This window comes from Halobacillus sp. 12SKB, assembly GCF_052941655.1.
In genome coordinates this window covers 1,931,524-1,951,933 of sequence record NZ_JBRFWR010000001.1, presented here as the reverse complement: position 1 = coordinate 1,951,933, position 20,410 = coordinate 1,931,524, and the positions used below count along the sequence as shown (strand labels likewise).

General features: G+C 43.8%; 25 protein-coding genes. All 25 read right to left on the bottom strand.

Features of this window, described 5'->3' with window-relative positions; genetic code table 11:
• Positions 1–214: 214 nt before the first annotated feature.
• Positions 215–625 (bottom strand): c-type cytochrome, encoded by a 411-nt coding sequence (locus tag ACQ4XT_RS09355; protein WP_446853455.1) that lies wholly within the window; start codon positions 623–625, stop codon positions 215–217.
• A gap of 51 nt (positions 626–676) precedes the next feature.
• Complete coding sequence (locus ACQ4XT_RS09350) at positions 677–1,516, bottom strand: YitT family protein (protein WP_446855641.1); 840 nt, start codon at positions 1,514–1,516, stop codon at positions 677–679.
• A gap of 225 nt (positions 1,517–1,741) precedes the next feature.
• Positions 1,742–2,623: a UTP--glucose-1-phosphate uridylyltransferase GalU gene (gene galU, locus ACQ4XT_RS09345; RefSeq protein WP_146816962.1), complete on the bottom strand. Its 882-nt coding sequence runs from the start codon at positions 2,621–2,623 to the stop codon at positions 1,742–1,744.
• Positions 2,624–2,723: 100 nt separating this feature from the next.
• Positions 2,724–3,828 (bottom strand): peptide chain release factor 2 gene (gene prfB, locus ACQ4XT_RS09340; protein WP_446853454.1). Its coding sequence is split into 2 segments (ribosomal slippage): positions 2,724–3,755 and positions 3,757–3,828, totalling 1,104 coding nucleotides; the frame shifts between segments, so codons are not numbered across the junction.
• Positions 3,829–3,896: 68 nt separating this feature from the next.
• Positions 3,897–6,410, bottom strand: a complete 2,514-nt coding sequence (secA, locus tag ACQ4XT_RS09335) for a preprotein translocase subunit SecA (protein ID WP_446853453.1) — start codon at positions 6,408–6,410, stop codon at positions 3,897–3,899.
• A 121-nt stretch (positions 6,411–6,531) separates the two neighbouring features.
• Positions 6,532–6,714, bottom strand: a complete 183-nt coding sequence (locus tag ACQ4XT_RS09330) for a hypothetical protein (RefSeq protein WP_446853452.1) — start codon at positions 6,712–6,714, stop codon at positions 6,532–6,534.
• 192 nt (positions 6,715–6,906) lie between these two features.
• Positions 6,907–7,467: a ribosome hibernation-promoting factor, HPF/YfiA family gene (gene hpf / locus ACQ4XT_RS09325; protein ID WP_146816972.1), complete on the bottom strand. Its 561-nt coding sequence runs from the start codon at positions 7,465–7,467 to the stop codon at positions 6,907–6,909.
• Between the two features lie 246 nt (positions 7,468–7,713).
• Complete coding sequence (locus tag ACQ4XT_RS09320; RefSeq protein WP_446853451.1) at positions 7,714–7,932, bottom strand: hypothetical protein; 219 nt, start codon at positions 7,930–7,932, stop codon at positions 7,714–7,716.
• Between the two features lie 31 nt (positions 7,933–7,963).
• On the bottom strand, positions 7,964–8,347 hold the full coding sequence (locus tag ACQ4XT_RS09315; RefSeq protein ID WP_446853450.1) for a DUF8042 domain-containing protein: 384 nt from the start codon (positions 8,345–8,347) through the stop codon (positions 7,964–7,966).
• 13 nt (positions 8,348–8,360) lie between these two features.
• Complete coding sequence (gene fliT, locus ACQ4XT_RS09310) at positions 8,361–8,711, bottom strand: flagellar protein FliT (protein WP_446853449.1); 351 nt, start codon at positions 8,709–8,711, stop codon at positions 8,361–8,363.
• A complete protein-coding gene (gene fliS / locus ACQ4XT_RS09305; RefSeq protein WP_446853448.1) occupies positions 8,711–9,100 on the bottom strand; it encodes a flagellar export chaperone FliS in 390 nt (129 codons plus the stop codon). The genes fliT and fliS overlap by 1 nt, the downstream gene beginning before the upstream one ends.
• A gap of 22 nt (positions 9,101–9,122) precedes the next feature.
• Complete coding sequence (locus ACQ4XT_RS09300) at positions 9,123–10,664, bottom strand: flagellar hook-associated protein 2 (protein ID WP_446853447.1); 1,542 nt, start codon at positions 10,662–10,664, stop codon at positions 9,123–9,125.
• A gap of 12 nt (positions 10,665–10,676) precedes the next feature.
• Positions 10,677–11,045: a flagellar protein FlaG gene (gene flaG, locus ACQ4XT_RS09295; protein WP_446853446.1), complete on the bottom strand. Its 369-nt coding sequence runs from the start codon at positions 11,043–11,045 to the stop codon at positions 10,677–10,679.
• Positions 11,046–11,270: 225 nt separating this feature from the next.
• Positions 11,271–11,501 carry a flagellin gene (locus tag ACQ4XT_RS09290; protein ID WP_446855639.1) on the bottom strand — a complete coding sequence of 77 codons (231 nt, stop codon included), beginning with the start codon at positions 11,499–11,501 and terminating at the stop codon, positions 11,271–11,273.
• 209 nt (positions 11,502–11,710) lie between these two features.
• Positions 11,711–13,066, bottom strand: coding sequence for a flagellin N-terminal helical domain-containing protein (locus ACQ4XT_RS09285; RefSeq protein ID WP_446853445.1), 1,356 nt, complete (start codon positions 13,064–13,066; stop codon positions 11,711–11,713).
• Positions 13,067–13,191: 125 nt separating this feature from the next.
• A complete protein-coding gene (gene csrA, locus ACQ4XT_RS09280) occupies positions 13,192–13,419 on the bottom strand; it encodes a carbon storage regulator CsrA (RefSeq protein ID WP_446853444.1) in 228 nt (75 codons plus the stop codon).
• Positions 13,406–13,852: a flagellar assembly protein FliW gene (gene fliW, locus ACQ4XT_RS09275; protein WP_446853443.1), complete on the bottom strand. Its 447-nt coding sequence runs from the start codon at positions 13,850–13,852 to the stop codon at positions 13,406–13,408. The genes csrA and fliW overlap by 14 nt, the downstream gene beginning before the upstream one ends.
• Positions 13,853–13,854: 2 nt before the next feature.
• Positions 13,855–14,406 (bottom strand): DUF6470 family protein, encoded by a 552-nt coding sequence (locus ACQ4XT_RS09270; RefSeq protein WP_446853442.1) that lies wholly within the window; start codon positions 14,404–14,406, stop codon positions 13,855–13,857.
• Positions 14,407–14,483: 77 nt separating this feature from the next.
• Entirely contained in the window at positions 14,484–15,365 is an 882-nt protein-coding gene (flgL, locus tag ACQ4XT_RS09265; protein WP_446853441.1) for a flagellar hook-associated protein FlgL, read from the bottom strand.
• 11 nt (positions 15,366–15,376) lie between these two features.
• On the bottom strand, positions 15,377–16,918 hold the full coding sequence (gene flgK / locus ACQ4XT_RS09260) for a flagellar hook-associated protein FlgK (RefSeq protein ID WP_446853440.1): 1,542 nt from the start codon (positions 16,916–16,918) through the stop codon (positions 15,377–15,379).
• Between the two features lie 18 nt (positions 16,919–16,936).
• Entirely contained in the window at positions 16,937–17,428 is a 492-nt protein-coding gene (locus tag ACQ4XT_RS09255) for a flagellar protein FlgN (protein WP_446853439.1), read from the bottom strand.
• An 18-nt stretch (positions 17,429–17,446) separates the two neighbouring features.
• The gene (gene flgM / locus ACQ4XT_RS09250) at positions 17,447–17,779 is read right to left on the bottom strand and encodes a flagellar biosynthesis anti-sigma factor FlgM (RefSeq protein ID WP_446853438.1); all 333 of its coding nucleotides are present in this window, start codon (positions 17,777–17,779) and stop codon (positions 17,447–17,449) included.
• 14 nt (positions 17,780–17,793) lie between these two features.
• Complete coding sequence (locus ACQ4XT_RS09245; protein ID WP_446853437.1) at positions 17,794–18,207, bottom strand: TIGR03826 family flagellar region protein; 414 nt, start codon at positions 18,205–18,207, stop codon at positions 17,794–17,796.
• Between the two features lie 76 nt (positions 18,208–18,283).
• Positions 18,284–18,844, bottom strand: a complete 561-nt coding sequence (locus ACQ4XT_RS09240; protein ID WP_446853436.1) for a ComF family protein — start codon at positions 18,842–18,844, stop codon at positions 18,284–18,286.
• Between the two features lie 101 nt (positions 18,845–18,945).
• Entirely contained in the window at positions 18,946–20,361 is a 1,416-nt protein-coding gene (locus ACQ4XT_RS09235) for an ATP-dependent helicase ComFA (protein WP_446853435.1), read from the bottom strand.
• Between the last annotated feature and the right edge of the window lie 49 nt (positions 20,362–20,410).

Here is a 20,410-nt window from a genome sequence, read left to right as displayed (position 1 = left end):
TCTCATAATGTTAAGTCAGTTGTCTTCTCTCTTGTCTACAAACACATTTATTATAACATTAATTTTCGATTTATTTAGACATGAAATTATTACATTTGTTTTTCATAGGAGGGTTGTATCGGGAAACACCCTTCAATATAATCGAGACCTAGGTATTGGATTGAAAAAGGAACAAAAAAAGCCTGGTGCGTCACCAGACTTTTTCATTAGAAGCTTATTTCATTGTCGCAAGCCAGCTTGCTACAAGCTGCGCATCGTCATCAGATACTTGACCTTGGGCTGGCATACCGCCTTTACCATTTTTAATGATATCAACAATTTCATCAGCTGAGTACTTAGTACCTACTTCTGTCAAAGCTGGTCCCATTCCTCCGCCAAGTTCACCGCCGTGGCAGCTCGCACAGTTGTTCTGGTACACTTCTTCTGCAGCCGCTGTGTCGACCGTCTCACCGTCTCCACTGTCTGCAGTCCCTTCGTCTGTACCTTCGCCGGAATCTTCACCGGTTTGTTCTTCTGTCGTTTCATCGTTTGCGCCATCATCAGTCGTTCCTTCGTCTCCGCCGCCCCCACAGGCACTCAAGACGAGGATCAGCCCTAAAAATAAAGCAGATAATAGTTTTTTCATTCCTGTATCCCCTCTCGTATTTTGATGAGATATAGAGATATTATAACCGAGTCACGACGTTTTGAAACCCTCTCCAAGCACTTCGGTGGCGTTCATAGCGACGACAAATGCCCCCGGGTCAACCGTCTTTACGGTTTGTGTCAATTTGATGAATTCATTCTGCTGGACGACACACATGACGACCCGGCGCTCCCGGTCCGTGTAGCCTCCAGCGCCACTTAATACGGTTACCCCACGATCGATTTGTTCAAAAATAGCCGAACGCACTTCATCAACGTCCTCTGTAATGATCATCACGTTTTTCGAAGTGTTCAATCCCACTTGGACAAAATCGATGGTCCGGCTGGTCGCAAATAACCCGATCAGCGCATACAATCCTTCTTCGAGTGAGAAGACAATCGCCGATGTCAGGACAATCATTCCATCCAGTAAAGCGACACTGATGCCGAGGGGTAAGTGTGTGAATTTGTGCAGGACTTGAGCGGCTAAGTCGATTCCGCCTGTCGATGCCCGTCCTCTAAAAACAATGCCAAGGCCGAGACCGACGCCCATTCCACCGAATATGGCTCCAAGCAGCGGGTTCGGTGTTGCCGGCGCCATGTCACTCGTCATCAAGACGAAGAGCGGCAGGGTCACGGTTCCGACGAATGACTTGAGCCCGAAGTTTTTCCCTAATATGACGACGCCCATGATGAACAGTGGAATGTTCAACACCCATTGGACGACGCCGGGCTCCCAGCCGAACACGCCTTTCGTGATCGTACTGACACCTGCTACTCCTCCAGAGGCGATGTTATTCGGTAATAAAAATAAATTGAAGGCTAACGCTACAAAAAATGATCCAAGAATCACCAGGCCATAATCCATTGTTTGTCTGAGGGCCGGTGGCATCGGCTCCCGTCGATATTTTTTTGCCATCATCATCATGCTGTTCGACTCTCCCTATGTATCGTTCTCCATAAACCGTAAGGAGTATAACACTAGGGCATTCTCCTGTAAATGAGAGTAGAATAACGTGTTAACACGGTAAAGGAGCAAGACGTCGTATTCCTATTAGTTTTCGTTTCCTCTGCACTTCTATACAAAAAGCGGCGAGTCTAAGACCCGCCGCTTCTTTCAGGAATTCATCGATTCTTGTTTTTCCATAATCTCTGCAAGCAAAGCAAGGACATCGTCCCGCATGTTTTCCCGCTCCATGGCAATGGCGAGGGTCGTTTTGATAAAGCCGAGCTGATCGCCGACATCGAATCGCTCGCCTTCAAACTCATACCCATACACAGGCTGATCAAGGTTCAAACGCTCAATCGCGTCTGTCAGTTGGATCTCTCCGCCTCTACCTTCTTCCTGAGTGGCAAGCAGATCCATGATTTCCGGGGCAAAAACATAACGGCCGATGATCGCCAAATTCGACGGTGCTTCGCCGACGGCCGGCTTTTCTACAAAATGCTTCACTTGATAGCGGCGGCCCTCTTGTTTTTCAGGCGCAATGATTCCGTAGCGATCGGTTTCATCTTCAGGGACTTGTTTGACACCGATCACTGACGATTGTGTCTCTTCATATTGGTCGATCAACTGTTTCAGGCAAGGCTCATCCGAACGAACAATATCATCCCCAAGGAGCACGGCGAAAGGTTCGTCCCCGATAAACTTGCGGGCACACCAGACGGCATGTCCAAGTCCTTTCGGTTCTTTTTGGCGAATATAATGAATGTCAACTTCAGCCGATTGCTGTACTTCTTCAAGGAGATCAAGCTTTCCTTTTTTATAAAGGTTATCCTCAAGTTCAAACGCATGATCAAAATGATCCTCAATTGCACGCTTCCCTTTTCCTGTTACGATGATAATATCCTCGATGCCGGATTGGATCGCTTCTTCCACGATGTATTGAATCGTCGGTTTATCGACAACCGGAAGCATTTCTTTCGGCATCGCTTTTGTAGCGGGTAAAAAACGTGTGCCAAGTCCAGCTGCAGGAATAATCGCTTTTTTCACCTTCATCCTTTATTCGCCCCTTTGTATGTAAGATACCTTCATAGTAGCAAAAATAGTGAATACTGAACAGAAAAAAAGACCCTCACCATCGTGAGAGTCTTCTGTATTAACCGTCCATTTTGGAACGGAGATATGAGTTGATGAATTTATCAAGGTCACCATCCATGACGCCTTGCGTGTTTCCGACCTCTTCATTCGTACGATGGTCTTTGACCATGGAATAAGGGTGGAATACGTAAGAACGGATTTGGCTTCCCCAACCGATTTCTTTTTGCTCACCGCGGATATCATCAAGCTGCTGCTGTTGGCGCTCGATCTCCAGCTGATAAAGCTTCGCCTTCAACATTTTCATCGCTTGTTCACGGTTTTTGATCTGAGAACGTTCCGACTGACACGTCACGACTGTATTCGTTGGCAAGTGCGTGATACGTACGGCAGAGTCTGTCGTGTTGACGTGCTGTCCACCGGCACCACTGGAACGATACGTATCGATCTTCAAGTCTTCTGTCCGAACATCAATCTCGATCTCATCGTTGAACTCCGGCATCACTTCACACGATACGAAGGACGTGTGACGACGGCCTGAGGAATCGAAAGGAGAAATTCGGACAAGACGGTGCACACCTTTTTCTGCTTTCAAATAACCGTACGCATTGTGACCTTTAATCAAAAGAGTCACGCTCTTCACGCCTGCTTCATCCCCAGGAAGATAGTCCATTGTCGAAACAGAAAAGCCTCTTTTCTCTGCCCAGCGTGTGTACATACGTAGAAGCATGCTCGCCCAGTCCTGAGACTCGGTACCACCAGCACCCGGGTGCAGCTCAAGAATCGCGTTGTTCTTGTCGTAAGGCTCACTCAAAAGAATATTCAATTCGAATTGGTCAAGGTCCTTCTTCAGCTGCTGGACATCCTGTTCAAGATCCTCACGCAGTTCTTCATCGTCTTCTTCTTTAACAAGCTCATAAGAAACTTCCAGGTTCTCATGCGTTTCTTCATGCTCTTCAAGCGTGTGGACCAATCCTTTCAGTCCATTCACTTCGTCAATGACTTTTTGCGCTGTATTCTGGTCATCCCAGAAACCTGGCTCTGTCATTTGTTCTTCTAGTTCTGCAATTCGGGTTTTTCTTTGATCGACGTCAAAGAGACCCCCTGAAGTCCGCTAATCGCTTAGCTGTATTATCCAATGCATGGCGGATTTCTGCCATATCCATATCCATCACTCCTATATGATTCTTAAAACAAGGGAAGACACCCTCTAGAAAGAGAGTGCCTCAACCTCTTATTTTCCGTGACAATTTTTATATTTCTTCCCGCTTCCGCAAGGACATGGGTCGTTACGACGAACATGATCCTTTTTCACGACAGGGGTTTTCTTCTTCGGCTCTTTACTTTCACTGCCACCAGAGACAGCCTGTGCTCCCTGAGCCACTTCCTGACGCTGCAGGTTGTTGCGGATCTGCGCCTTCATGACGTAACGGGAGACTTCTTCATCAATATTGGCAACCATTGCTTCAAACATACGGAAGCCTTCGAAATTATATTCACGAAGCGGATCGTTTTGACCGTAGGCACGCAGGTGGATTCCCTGACGCAATTGGTCCATCTGATCGATGTGATCCATCCACTTCTGGTCGACCGTACGAAGCAGGATGACTTTTTCAAACTCACGCATCTGTTCAGGCGTCAATTCTTCTTCTTTCTCATCATAACGCTGTTTTACTTTTTCAAGGATCAGCTCCTCCATCTCCTGAGGGTCTTTTCCTTTCAAGTCATCTGCCGTTACATCACCTTCATGCAGCAAGTTCGCACGCAGGTATTCGACGAGGCTATCAAGCTCCCAGTTTTCTTCTTCCTCTTCACTCGTGTGAGCCGCTACCGTTTTAGAAACGGTACGTTCGATCATTTGTTCAATGATTTCACGTAAGTTTTCGGAAGTCAGCACATCATAACGCTGCTTGTAAATGACTTCACGCTGCTGACGCAGGACATCATCATAAGAGAGAATCGTCTTACGCGCATCAAAGTTGTTTCCTTCCACACGTTTCTGCGCGGATTCAACAGCACGGGAGATCATCTTACTTTCGATAGGCTGAGAGTCGTCCATTCCAAGTCGGTCCATCATGCTGCGAATATTATCAGAAGCGAATCGACGCATCAATTCGTCATCTGTAGCCAAGTAGAACTGGGACATTCCCGGGTCTCCTTGACGACCAGAACGACCACGAAGCTGGTTATCGATTCGGCGGGATTCGTGACGTTCCGTACCAATAACAGCAAGGCCTCCAGCTTCTCTGACACCATCGCCGAGCTTGATGTCGGTACCACGACCGGCCATGTTCGTTGCGATCGTTACCGCGCCTTTCTGACCAGCGTTCTCGATGATTTCCGCTTCACGAAAGTGGTTTTTCGCGTTCAAGACGTTATGCGGAACCCCCGCTTTCGTCAAGTAACGGGAAATGATTTCGGACGTTTCAACGGCTACGGTACCAACAAGCACCGGCTGTCCGTTTTCATGGCGTTCCTTAATATCTTCGACAACCGCTTTGAACTTCCCGTCCATCGTCTTGTACACAAGGTCCGCCTTATCATCACGGATGATATCACGGTTCGTTGGAATGACGATGACACGCATATTGTAGATGTTCAGGAATTCCTCTTCCTCGGTCTTCGCTGTACCGGTCATACCGGAAAGCTTTTCATACATACGGAAAAGGTTCTGGAACGTGATCGAAGCAAGCGTTTGGCTCTCGTTCTGAATTTCGAGCCCTTCTTTCGCTTCAATCGCCTGGTGTAAGCCATCACTATAACGGCGGCCTTTCATAAGACGACCGGTGAATTGGTCGACAATGACCACTTCGCCGTCCTCGACAACGTAGTCGGTATCCTTCTGCATCGACGTGTGCGCTTTGAGCGCCTGATTGATGTGGTGGATCAAGGATACGTTGGAAAGATCAAACAAGTTCTCGATTTTGAAAAAGCGCTCGGCCTTGTTGATTCCTTCTTCTGTAAGCTGTACGTTCTTCGTCTTTTCGTCGTACGTGTAATCTTCTTCATTCGCGAGCAAACGAACAAAAGAGTTCGCTCCCTGATAGAGATCAGCGGATTTTGATGCTGAACCACTGATGATCAATGGTGTACGCGCTTCGTCAATCAAGATCGAGTCGACCTCGTCAATGATTGCGAAGTGAAGCGGACGCTGAACCATCTGCTCTTTGTAAAGCACCATATTGTCACGCAAGTAGTCGAAACCGAACTCGTTGTTCGTACCATACGTAATATCCGCCAAGTACGCTTCACGCTTTTCATCCTTCGACATACCGTTTGAGTTTAACCCGACGGTCAGTCCAAGGAATTGGAAAAGTTCGCCCATCTCTGTCGCGTCACGGCTCGCCAAATAATCGTTAACCGTGATGATGTGCACGCCTTTTCCAGTAATCGCGTTCAAGTATGCCGGCATCGTAGACGCCAGCGTTTTACCTTCACCGGTTTTCATCTCGGCAATGTTACCTTCATGAAGGGCTATAGCTCCCAGCAGTTGGACACGGAACGGGCGCATTTCAAGCACACGTTTAGAAGCTTCACGTACAACCGCGAAAGCTTCGACCAACATATCATCTAAATCTTCGCCATTTTGATAGCGTTCTTTGAATTCTTCTGTCTTATTTTTTAATTCATCATCTGACAATTTTTCGATTTGCGATTCCATCGCTTCGATGTCATCTGCGATTTTTTCCAATCGCTTCAATTGACGTGTATTTCCATCGCCAAAAATCTTCTTTAAAGTACCAAGCATTGCAACCGCTCCTCTGTTGATTTCCGAACTTCGGTTGAATAGTTTAATCCTCTATTATCATAACACTAAGAGAAGCGGCCTGACAATCAACGACATAGGACCAGGGACACCGATGAGAGAATTATGTAGAAGGAGTAAAAGAGAGGGGACGTTCGCGGATCATCTGGTGTTCCACGCCGAGCTGCCTGCGGTCCAAATCCGTAATGCGGCGATTCGTCGTTCCAATGATCTCCACAAGCTGAGCGATCGTTTCTTCCTGCTGATTTAAACGTTTATAAATGTACTCATATTCCTTGCCATTCATGCCATCACCTCCTGTCCTATCCTTTATACTACTTATTTTAAGTATGAGCGAACGCGCAAAATTCCATTTTACACTCTAAAGAATGATGAAAAATTGATTTTCCCCTGGCGAATGATCATTTATTCATCCCGCATACTTGGAAAAACAAAAAAACGCCCCTGCCGAAGCAGAGGCGTTTACTCTATGAAGCTATCAAGTTTCGATCAAACCATAACGGCCGTCACGACGTTTATAAACAATGTTCGTTTCATCTGTATTTGCGTTTGTAAAGACGAAGAAGTTGTGACCAAGCATATCCATCTGCAATGCCGCTTCTTCACTATCCATCGGTTTCAAGTCAAATCGTTTCGTTTTCACGATTTCAACATCAAATTCATCATCAATCGTTTGCGTTTGATATTGCTGCGCCTCGCGTTCAAGCTCGGCAAAGACGTGTTTCGGAGCACCCTCTTGTCGGAACTTACGATTCACTTTCGTTTTATGCTTACGAATTTGTCGTTCCAATTTATCTACCACAAGGTCGATGGCAGCGTATAGATCTGTGTTGTGTTCCTCAGCACGAAGAAGTAGATTCTTCATCGGAATTGTGACCTCGATTGTCTGCTCATCATTATAGACACTTAAATTAACGTGTACCTCGGAAGACGGCGGAGTATCAAAGTAGCGTTCGAGCTTGCTCACCTTTTTCTCCACATATTCTTTAATAGAATCCGTCACTTCCAAGTTTTCACCACGAATGTTGTATTGTAGCATTAGAAGTGTCCTCCTTTCATCCTTATGTGATATATATTCTATCATACCCACACCCTTTCCTGCATAAACTTTCTTAAAATTTTGTCTAATTTGTGTCGGTAATTGTTGGAAGATGTACCTTTGAATAGAAATGGAGGTCTTTTCTACATGATATTTTGTCAATTTACTAGATAAAAAAGGAACCTATGTAGAACAGGCTCCTTAAATATTTATTCGTAGATCGACCAACTATTTTCCTCTAAGCCCTCACCAACGGATTAGCATCTGGCAGTTGACGGTACACATGTTTCTAACTATCCCTTTCCCCACAAAGACATAAACCTGGTTGTAATTACAGAGAACGTTCTCTGTAACCGCTGGTATGCTTTCTTTCTTCGTTAAAATAATCAGCATCGCTTTGCTGCGGCTGCAGGAGTTCACCCATCCACTGCGGGATGATATAGAAGATTTCTCAAAAACTACCATAAAAAAGAAACATCCGTCATGGATGCTTCTTCTAATGAGCAATATAGGGTTTTACGAATGCTTCCATCCGAGTCCGCCAACTTTCAAATGCAGGAAGTACATGTTCCACTAACAACTGATGTTTTTCTTGTGCAGTGTCACGCTCGAACCACCCTTGCAGATGATTGACGATTCCGTGAAAATCAATAACTAAATCCTGAAGATCTTCGTTCCCATTAAAAAAGATCTCCATCTGATCATGGCTGCGGCTGATTTGTTCCAAGCTAAGGAGCACATCCTGAAACACTTGCTGTGCCATTGGTGTCTCTTCTGTTTTCATATGGTCCTCTAAATATTTGAGCCCTTCACTAATGGTACTTAACAGCTCATCATACCGCTCCAGCATTTCATGTTGTTCTGCTGTAAGTTCTGACAAAGAATCACCTATTCTACTTTTTATGGTCCAAATACATGCCGTCATAGCCCGAAACACTTTGATAGGGATTGACGTAGCGCTGTTTGCTGGACTTTTGTTTTTTTGCATTACGCATGTCGCTCTTCAACCTGTCAAAAAGGAACTCGAGCTTTTGATTGATCTTTAGATCACGTTTTATAACTTCTCTCACCATCGCCTTCTCTTCCTGAGAAGGTTCTGATAATTGTTCAAGCATGGCTGCCCGCTTATCTAACAGAGTCTCCACTTCCTCTAATACAGCTGTTCGATTCTTCTCATTAACTGGTTGATGGACAACCTCATCCAGCTTCTCTGTAATAGAGGTAAACTCAGTCCATACACCCATCAGGCATTTCCACCTTGACCAAATTGCATTCTTCTCGACTCTAAAATGACCTGCTTCCAAGTATCACGAAACTCTACCACAAGTCCTTCGACCTCATCCAAAATCTTAACATCATTTTTCGTGTTCGCTTCCACCAAGCGACGGTTCATATAATCATACAATGGCATAATTTCCTGTGTCACTGCATATTGCTGGTCCATCGTTACCATAAGCTCTTGAATGATCTTTTGTGACTTTTGAATGTTTGTATTTTTCTTCTCAATATCATTGTTCTCCATTGCTTTTCGAGCGATTCTAATAAACTTAATACATCCATTATAAAGCATTAAAGTGAGTTCCCCTGGGGAAGCTGTTTCTACTGAGTTATTTTGATAGGCTTGAATAGACATCTAGCCAGCACTCCTTTTATCGTTACATTCCACCGCTGAAGTTTTGCATAATAAAAGCGGATTGCGAATTCATTTTTTGTATAGCTTTTTCCATGGCCCCAAATTCACGCCAGTAGCGATTTTCAATAGCATTTAAACGATCTTGAAATGAATCCATTTCATCATTAATACTTTCAATCTGCCGTCCTAACAGGAAGTTGTTATCTAAACTAGTGGGCTTGCCAGCTTTTCGCTCGATGGATTTAGTCGCATTTTCTATAGAAGTCTCAAGGCGACGGGCAATGCCAGGATTAGCGTCTGATCCCGAAAAAAGTTTGGCAACAGAATTAGGATTGTCTCTCAATGCTTGACGCAATTGATCCTCATCGACTTCCAGCTTTCCGCCCTCACGGTAATTGGATGTAGTGGTAATTCCTATCTGAGAGGCCATGCTATATTCCCCATCAGTCCCAACTGGAGTGTACCAGTTCTGACGCATGCTGCTCAGGACACCACTGACTACTGAATCCCCTTTGAGCATTCCGCTTTTTGACTTTTCTTCCCAAAGCTCAATTTCTTCCTCTTCCATATCCTTTTTCTGTTCTGCAGTCAAAGGTTGGAAATCACGGTACCGTTTCTCCTCAGTTTTCCCGTTCAAATCTTCGATGACTTCATTGTATTTTTCAACAAATTTCATCACTTTTTCAAAGGAATCATCAACATTGTTAGAAACGGTGACAGTAGAGGTACCAACTTCATTGAACGAGAAATTCATACCGTTCAGGGAGTAGTCATTGGTATGGGAAGACATTTCGAATGAATTGTTGTAAGTGAAACGGGCATCCGCCCCACCTTTTTCATTCAGTACCCAGCCTGTTCCATCATTCTTACCATTTTTAATATCGAGTGTATCAGCCAAGAAAGACGCAGACGTTCCATTGAAGCCAATCTCCGCTCCGAGAAATTTACTTTCATCTGTATTAAAATTCCCCGTTTCTGTACGCTCAAGCATCACCTTATCTGCGCCTTTATCATAGAAAGCACGGACACCTAGCTCAGATTCGTTAATCTCTCCCAGAATGTCATTAAGAGATTTATTACCAGTAAGATTGAAAGAGACGGTTGTTTCTTCTCCTCCCTCACCATACGTGGTAATGGAAAAAGTATCATCAAGAGTTATTCCATTGATTAGATTATCTTTCTGATTAGCCAGCGAATCATCCGGATCGAACTCACCGTTACTAATGCCATTTTGACTATAATTATAAGCAGCCTCTGCGAGTTCTAAAACTTCCATCTTGTAGCTGCCTTCATCAGCACTAGACAGCGCCGTCGCAGATACAGATGCACCTGAAGAGCTGACCTCTTTTGAGTTATAAGAACGCTCCAGTTTCATGTCAAAAGCCATTGTATCTAACTCTGAAAGCTGTTTATTTACATCACGGTAAGCGTCTCTTTTGTATGTAAGCCATTCACGATCCTGCTCCATTTTATTAAGCGGCTGCTTCTCAGCATTCATCAGATCTTTAATAATCTGATCCGTATTCATACCCGAAGCAAGACCACCAATGCGCATATCACTCATTCTATCACCCGCTTATATTTTTTCATCAACAATAAATCCGAGCCGTTCGGCAATCGAAGCATACATATCCAACAGCTTTTTCGGAGGGATCTCCTTCACTATTTCCTCTGTATCACTATCTACGATGGTTACATAGTATTCTTCTAATTTATCATGAAACTGGAATCGTAAGGAGGTATTTACAGCTTTGAAAAACACATTCATATCTTCTGCTGCCTGTTTCAGCTTTTCTTTTTCATTACCTGCCGAGTATTCTTTATAGTCTTCATTCATTTTTCCTATGCTTATTGGTTCATTCTTCTGAACAGTTGAACGGACACCAAGTTGTAAGTTATTTCTCTGCAGAAGTTGTGATTGGGTCATACGATTGCTTACATCCACCTTCAACAACTCCCTAACGCTATGTAGTTTCTTTTTATATCGGTTAGAAGTGAAAATAATTAAATGTATTAACACAACCAATCACTAATTATGGGATGGTTATACTATTAGTATAACCATCCCATAATTACAGTACCTACGATTTCATTAATATCTATAGATCATTACTGAAACACTACCTGCACATAAAAAAGACCCTCAAAAATGAGGGTCTTTTTAACTTTATTAACGAAGAAGTTGAAGAACTCCTTGTGGTTGTTGATTCGCTTTTGCAAGCATAGCTTGAGAAGCTTGAGAAAGGATACTTTGTTTCGTTTGGTTCATCATTTCTTTCGCCATCGTGCGAACATTTATTTTCATAAATGACCAGACTATATCTTCACCCTTTTTTCTAAAAGGGGTCGGGCACTTCGGATTCACAATGCTGATGACCATTGTTGCACCTACGGATTTCATCACCTTAAACGGTGGTCTATCCTAGTCGTTGAACCTTCTCCACTTTTTCAAGACAGGAGCTTGGCTGCTGATTGCCCAATCTCTTCTTTTTTCAACCATCACGCTTGTCGTTTCCAACTACGTTGTGGTAAGAAAAGTTCTAAGGGGTTTCCAGCAATTCACCCGATTGTAATCACTAACCGTTACCAGTTAGGACGACTGTGCTTAGCTTAAGAAGCTAATGCATAATCTACGTCACGGATACGAGATTCCGCAGCAGTTAGGTTTTCGGAAGACGTTCCTAGATTATTGATGGTATGATCTAAACGGTTTTGGTATGCTCCAAGTTTAGAACGTTCTGCAGATACTGATTCAATTGCATTGTTAATTTTTGTTATCGCATCATCAGCTGACGCTTGAGAGGAGACATCAATTCCTCCACCTCCCGAAACAGTAATCGTATCCCCATTTGAGTATGCTGAATCCGAAGTGAAAATATTATTACCCTCTAAATCAGTGTAAGTTGTCTCATCAGTACTCGATGCAACAACATTATTATTACTATCAAGTAACACCGAAGTAGCACTAGCAGGTTTCATAGTATGATCTGTACTAATAGTGTACTCCCCTGCGTTTAATTCATTGGAGTTACTACCCATGTCATAACGTGCATCAGATGTCTTCATATTAATTTGCTTAGAACCATCTTCCCATACCTTTACAGTTCCATCTGTTAATGCTGCATTAGTACCTAAAGTTACTTTAGCATTTGCTAATTCATTAGAAGCGCCTTTTAAATCTATACTTTCTACATCATCAGCTGCACTTTCAGCGAAGTGCCACGTTTTTCCATCTTCACTAATTGCAGTATATTTGCCATCCTCATCTTTTAAAGCATAATTTGCAGTGACATCCGCGCTAGAAGAATCCATATTGGCAGCTGCTGCTGTGAATTCTCCATCTAATTTTTCTACGGTATACTCAGCATTAACGTCAGTGGTAACAACACTATCTCCACTAGTTCCTAAAGCAGTACTTTGCTTAGTAATTTCACCAGTTTTCACACCAGCTTCTCCGCCTTCTACCCCAAGAGCAGAAGCATTCATTTTATTTATTGATAACTCAATATTTTGGCCCTCGTTTGCTCCAATTTGAAATTTACCTTCAAACGAACCATCTAGTAAATTCTGAGTGTTAAACTCTGTGTTATCCGCAATACGTGTTAATTCTTCAGACAACTGATCAACTTCCTTTTGGATTTCTCCACGATCAGTCTCAGTATTAGTGTCATTCGCAGATTGTGTTGCAAGTTCACGCATACGCTGAAGAATATCGTGCGTTTCATTTAGTGCACCTTCAGCTGTTTGAATCAAGGAGATACCATCTTGAGCATTACGTTGTGCTTGATCTAAACCACGAATCTGACCACGCATTTTTTCAGAAATAGCTAAACCCGCTGCATCATCAGAAGCGTTGTTAATACGAAGACCAGACGATAATTTCTCCATAGAGTTTTGGTTTGCATTGTTCGCTTGACCTAGTTGACGGTGCGTATTAAGTGCCGCGATATTGTGATTAATTCTCATCTTAAAAATTCCTCCTTGAAGTAAGTAACCACACATCCTTGTGTGATTCTCTAGTTACAAAACAAAAAGTCGGCCGACTTATGTAATGTTTTACATTACTTATATCGACCGACTTCCTAATCTTTTTAATCTTTTTTTGCATTTTTTAATAGATTCAGCAAATCTCCAGATACATTTGCCGCTTCCGCATTCTCTTTCTCAATCGCCACATACACTTCCTGACGATGAATTCCCACACTTTTAGGCGCTTCTATGCCCAATTTCACTTGTCCACCTTCGACCTCGACAACAGTAATAGTGATATCATCTCCTACTCTAACAGTTTCTCCTTTTTTGCGATTAAGGACGAGCATGAGATTCACCGCCTTTCCCGAACTTAATCAACGGATGCTTCGTTTTGTATTCTGGTTGATTTAAAATCAACTGCTTCGCTTTCCCTTGTGCTATGTTCATAACGATAGGCGCCTGCAAATTCAAGGTAGAGTTTTCAAAAGGATCCCGCAATGTCACGACATTATAAACCGCAACATCTTCTGGACGCTCAATTCCTAAGTCTTCTTCATTAATATCAAACTCATAACCTTTATAAAAATGATAAGGGTTTGTGACTATAAGCGATAAACTTCCTTCCTCAACAGACTGTAATGCAAAATATGTACCTAACTCATCAACAGGTAAAAGAACAAAAGAATGATAGCTCTCAAACCCAGGGAGTCCAGCAGGGAATTCAATACAATCCTTCTTCTCAATCTCAATCGTACCAAAGTACTTCGTTTCGATCCTCATGATTACACCTTCCAATCAATCTTCAAGTTTGGCATTTGTTCCATGTTTACTTCAACATTACCAGGACGGTAGTGATGTTCAGGGTCACGCTTCTGATTTTCAATTATCGGTTCACGCCGTTGGATATCAATTTGTGCTTCTCCTGGTTGATAGTTCACCTGAACGAGCTCATATGTCGGACGTCCCCCAGGTTGAAAGGTAAAATCAAATCCTGTATTCCGCTCCGCCTGGGCTGCTATGGGATTCCCACCATTTTCAATGCGCATAAGCTCATCTCCTTCTCGAGAGACACGAGTAAGACCTTCCATCCACAAGCTCTTTGCAATGCCGACGAACTCTTCAGTTCGCACCATTACATTTTTTAAGTCTAGGTTGTGCCAGGCATTTGTCTGATCAATCGTTAGCTTCCCGGGCTTCTGTTCAAGCTTCATATCCGCTTTTGGCTGTTGAATCGACTGTTCAGCTGTATGCTGCTTGATCGTTTGTTCCGGCTTATTAATCGTAAGCCCAATCCGTCCTGGAGTGGACTGCATTTGAAGCTTAGGAATATTCATCCGTGTTCCTCCTCATGAAGGTGTCTTCCAATGAAAAGCTTATTCAAAAAACAAGACTGTCTCAAAGTGAGACAGCCTTATCTTAGAAAATCCATCAACGTCGGCTGGATGATCCGGGCTCCGACGCCCATCGCAGCTCTATGGACACTTTCTTGAGTTTTCAAATCTGTGATTACTTTCTCAATATCTGCATCTTCGTTATCGGACATCATTTTCGTCGCACTTACTTTTTGTGACTCCAAACGATCCTCAATCAGCTCGACACGGTTCATTCGTGCCCCCAAGTCGGCACGTTCGTTGACGATATTTCCGATATGACCGTCGAATGATTCAATAAAATCGCCAAGGTCTCTCTGGGTTGTATCACCTTCGAGGGCAGAAGCGAAATTCTCGAGGTCTTCAAAAAGCTGCTGATTGAACACATTCCCAGGTGTAACATTCGTCTGAATCTTAACACCGGATGAAACCTCGATATTGACTGGGTCATTCCATGGGGGGACTGAACCTTCTAAATCATCCATATCAAAAGGAGCTTCCGTCGTATTCGATCCATTGAAAATGTATTTATCATTCACTTTCGTATTAGCGATCGATCCGATATGCTCTTTCAACTGACGAATTTCCTTGGCAATATTTTCACGTTGACCTTCATCGTATGTATCATTGCTCGCCTGAACGGTCAGTTCACGAACTCGCTGCATCGCCTGCGTCGCTTTATCAAGAGCTGCATCACTATTATCCATCCAGTTGTGGACTTCGCCGATATTACGCTGGAATTGCTCCACTTCTGTTACTTGCTGGCGGTAATTAATGCCTTTCATAGCTACTACAGGATCTTGGGAAGGTCGGGAAATTTTCTTCCCTGTCGATAATTGCTCCTGATACTTCCCCATGTTTCTATAACTATCACTCAAGTTTCGTAGCATATTATTCGAAAGCATACTTTGAGTTACACGCATTAGTCATTCACCTACCTTCCTACTCGGCCCATCTGATTAATGACCCGTTCAAGCATCTCATCGACGACGGTAATATTCCTGGCTGCGGCATTATAAGCATGTTGGAACTTGATCATGTTCGACATTTCTTCATCCAATGACACAGAACTGACTGATTGCCTTTGTTCATCTACAGAGCTTTTGAGCGTTCCTGCATTCCTTGACATCCGTTCCGCTTCCTGTGTCTCTACAGCCATCGTACCAATCATCGATTCATAAAAGCTGTCCATAGAAGTTTCTTCACCAAAAACTGCATTCGGTTCACTTTGGACATCCGCTAAATTCGAAGCATTTTCTCCATCCCCAGCTTGATCTGAGACAGCTGCAGCAATATGATCACCATCTGCTAAAATTTCATCAGTCAAACCAATGGTACCTGCTACACCTTCGATGACTCCTTCTGCTTCCATATCAATATTGTAAAAGTTAGGAACCTCATCCCCATTTTTGATACTATTTAAAGATTCACCTTGTTTATGGACATTGTTGAACTCACGGGCAAATCCTGTCGCCATCCGATCCAGATCCGAGAGCATTTGCGAATAGCTTCCTTTTTTCTCATCACCTTCCATATATCCCCCGGAATCAAGCAAACCTTTCAATTTACCTTTGGAAGAAAAGTCTTCTATCGTATAGGAAGTACTGTCCCCGACTTGGATACTGCTTGCGTGAACTTCCCCCTCTTCATAATTGACTTTTAGGGTGTTCACTTCATTCACTGCTCCATCCACAAGCTTGGCCGGTGGCTCCAGTGGCTGCCCATTATTACCTACAATCGAAATACTCGCCTTACCCATTGCCAGTGGATCAGCGGAGGATGGTGTATCTTCGTATTTCACTTCAATATTCACATGCTGTGATAATTGATCGACCAATCGATCACGTTCATCATACAAATCGTTCGGAACCATGCCGTGTGGTTCCACTTCAGCGATTTGCTGATTAATGTTATTGATTTGGTTCGCCAATGAATTGATCTCTTTTTCTGTAACACCAACCTCTGTTTTGACGTCTTTCTGCATCGATTGAATTGTGTTTGATAGGTAGTTGAATGTTTCTGCTACAGCTTGCCCACGTTGACGTACGACAGAGCGCGCACCAGAGTCTTCCGGATTAACAGACAAGTCTTGTAAAGATTGCCAAAAACGATCCATCGTTCGCGCAAGACCATCTTCAGAAGGTTCATTCATGACACTCTCTAACCTTCCTAAAGCATTAGAGCGAGTGTCATAGTAGCCGGATTTGCTGCTTTCGCCACGATACTGCTGATCCAGGAACCCGACTCTTACCCGTTCAATCGAACCCGCTTCCACCCCACTTCCGACCTGTCCGGGTATTTCCGGGCGGTTCCTTGAAGCAGGTGGATAGGGCCCTGTTTGTTCAAAATTGACGCGCTGCCTTGTGTATCCTTCTGTATTCGCATTGGCAATGTTATGTCCTGTCGTATATAAAGCGGATTGTTGAGTGAAAAGCCCGCGCTTCGCTACTTCCAATCCGTGAAACGTTGATCCCATGATGGTTACTCCTCTGCTTTATGCTTTTGAATCGAAGATGGAACGTTTAGCTGTGCTATCGTTGTTTGCCTCTTTCCCTCCATAATTCACAGTCTGAATCGATGGTTGAAGAAGGTCGAGCGACATGTTGATGAACTGCAGCGATTGCTGTGTCAGTTCTGTGTTCAACTTTTCCTGTTGCTTCAAGTCAGCTAACACGAGGATGAGAGCTTCGTACGCGTCCTGAAGCCTCTCTTTTTCCTCTCCATCAAGAATTTCAATAAGTTCGGATACAGTCCGCTCACGTGGAGGGATCCCTTTGTCCGATGCCCACTGAGTCACAGAATGCTCCCTTTGTTTTTCGATTTTTTCAATCGCCTGCACATGCTTCTTTTCTTGAATCAACAGCTGTTGAATTCCTGTTACATCGTTCGTTTTTAATGCCTCAGTCTTATTTTTGGACAAAGACAAAAGACTCTCATGTAACTGCTGAAGCTGTTTCATATGATTGATGACCGGATCGATCGTCATGATGATTCTCCTCTATAATTACTTCGACCAAAAATCAAGCATCTTTTTAGCGGTCGCCTTGGCGTCCACCTGGTAATTTCCTTGCTGTACATCTGATTTCACTTGGTCAACCAGTTTTTTTCGTACAGAATCACTCTTCCCGGATTCCTGCATCTGTTTGGCGGTCTCAGAAATCTCGATTTTATCGGTCATTTGCTTTTTCGGTCCAGGGTTTGCCTGTTTATTCATCTGCTTTTGATATGGATTTAAGTTCGTCTGATTCGGGCCGTTGATTTTCAATTCTGCCACCTCATTTCCTTCCGATTGTCTATTACTCCTTATATCGACAAGGCTCATGAAGATATAAATCATGCTTAAGATTCATTTCACCATGAATAATAAGTCCTGTTTGCTTTTTCACGTTCCTTCTCTTCTTTTCTAGCTTCCAAAGATTCATTACGTTCTTGCACATCGAGCCCTTTCTGAATCGATTCTTTACAGGCCTTGCATAAACGGTCTTCTCTGATGGACGCTCCACACTTCTCACATGAATAGCTCACATTTGGAAAGTGAGCAGGGTGAAGGCGTTTCTCTTTGACAAACTTACGGATCTGCCGTTCAGAAACCCCTGTCTCTGCCTCAATTTCATCTACTGTTGCTGTCCGGTTTTGTTTTCTTCTTAAAAAGGCGTAGACCGTTTGAAAGTCCTTTTCTTCCTGCTTCCTACACTCAGGGCAAACGGTGCTCGACCCTTTCAAGAAAAGTCCGTTACAACGTGAGCAATTCGCTAATTCCCCCATCTTCATCGTCCTCCATGTTCTCTATTTATCTATTATATCGGCACAAGAAGAGAGATTCAAAAGTCCTATCGCCCATTCAGCGGAAAATAGTAAAAGAAGACACAGAGGGACACCCTTGTTCCTTCAGTAACGAAGCCATATGGCGGACCGTTCTTCCTGTCGTGTAAATATCATCCACAATGACGACAGGATCTGTAACTGGATTCGAAAGACGAAATGGGTTCTCTGATTGCATGCGGTCTTTCCGTCCTCTTTTCGACTGTTTCTCACTATGCGACCGTTCAAATATAAAGAGAGGTACTTCCTCCAACACGTGGATGATGGCTTCTGATTGGTTGAATCCACGTTCTTGAAGACGCCTGCTACTGAGAGGGACACTTATAACAAGCTTCCCTTCAAGCCCTGAAGATAACCACACGTTTTGCAGGTGTTCCTTGTAAGCATCCAACACCGCATAGTCTCCTCTATATTTCCAGCGTGCCACAAGGTCTTTATTGAACGCAATGTATGGAAAAGCAGCAACATTTCTTTCTAATAGACCAGGGTTTGTTTTCTCCCATATTTCACAGTCGCGGCACACTCCTTCATGCCCGGGACGATGACATCGAGGGCAAAAAGGGGGTCCTATTTTATCCATTTGTTCCTCACACTCCTGGCATATCTTTTTCTGAACAGGAGGCTTCCAAAACGTCCCCCACGTGACATCAGGAATGGTTTCAATCTGACAGATGAGACACCTCATAGCTTCCGTCCCAGTTTGTTCATATAGCGGATCGACTCCACAGCATCCAGCATTTCATCCGTTTTCCCTATATGATAAAAGATGACATCTCCGGTAGGATCGTCGTTACTTCTCCCCGCTCTTCCTGCGATCTGAACGAGCGCTGCCTCATCGAAAACAACGTGCCCTGCGTCAATGACAAAAACATCGACTGAAGGAAACGTCACTCCCCGTTCTAAAATCGTTGTTGTGATGAGTACACGGTATTCTTTTTTTCTGAATGACTGGATCTTCTCTGCCCGCTGACTGTCTTCCGCATGAACGGATTGCACCTCATAGTTCCGTTCTTTTAAGTAGTCAGCGATTTGTTCAGCCATTTTTATCGAGGGAAGAAAAAGAAGCAGCTGCCTCGGGGTCTGTTGCTGATGGACAATTTGTTGAACAATTTTTAGTGGGAGTTCTCCTTTTTGTAAATAACGATGAAGGGTAGGAGCGAGCTTCAGTTGAGGCACGGGTAGAGGATGGCCATGGAAACGTTGAGGGATGAAAACGACGGGAAGGTCTTTGGAACGAATCCTCCGCTTCTGCTTCTTCCTTGGTGTGGCCGTCAAATAGATGATAGCGGCTTGGGGCTTGGCCGCTCGTTCACTGGCATAATGGAGTGATGGATCGTTATGAAAAGGGAAGGCATCGACTTCATCGATGATCATGACATCGAAGGTATGCGCAAACCGCAGGAGCTGATGAGTAGTCGCTATTATAAAAGGAGCATCAGCAGCTTTATCCGGACTATCTCCGTATAGAGCTTGGATCTTCACATCAGGAAATGACTTTTGCAAGCGAGGGAGCAGCTCTCTCACAACATCCGTTCTAGGCGTTGCAAGACATATGCGCTTCCCCTTTTCCAGTGCTTCCGTAAGAGCAGGAAAAAGAAGTTCTGTCTTTCCAGCTCCACAAACCGCCCACACTAGTTTTTCACCACTACCAGTTCGAACGAGTGCCACAAGTTCATCTGCCGCTTTTTGTTGATGTACCGTCAATTCCCCTTCCCATTGGCAGGGGTGTTCATGGGCGTTCCACTCAAAATCAGAACTTCCATAATATAACGGTTCACATTCAATCACTCTGCCCATTTGAATGCAGGAACGACAATATACACAGGTTTGACCACATGTCGCGTGGGGCATTTTCGCAAAAAGGTAGGATTTCTTGTTTCCGCAACGTCTGCAGCGATGGCCCCAGGGATAGGACTCAATGCTGGTTACTTTTCTCAGAATAGAATGAGCTATGAGCTGATCTACTTTTTCATCTTCATAAGGGATTTCGTGACGCAGAAGGAGTTTTCCGGCAAGAGTAGCGTAGTTATGAGTGGGATTTTCATGAGGAATCCAGGAGAAGTCTTTTCGAAGGTATTTCTTAACCGTTTTGAACATGCAACCACCATCCTATAGAAAAGTAGAGCCTGTTTGAGTCTCACAAACA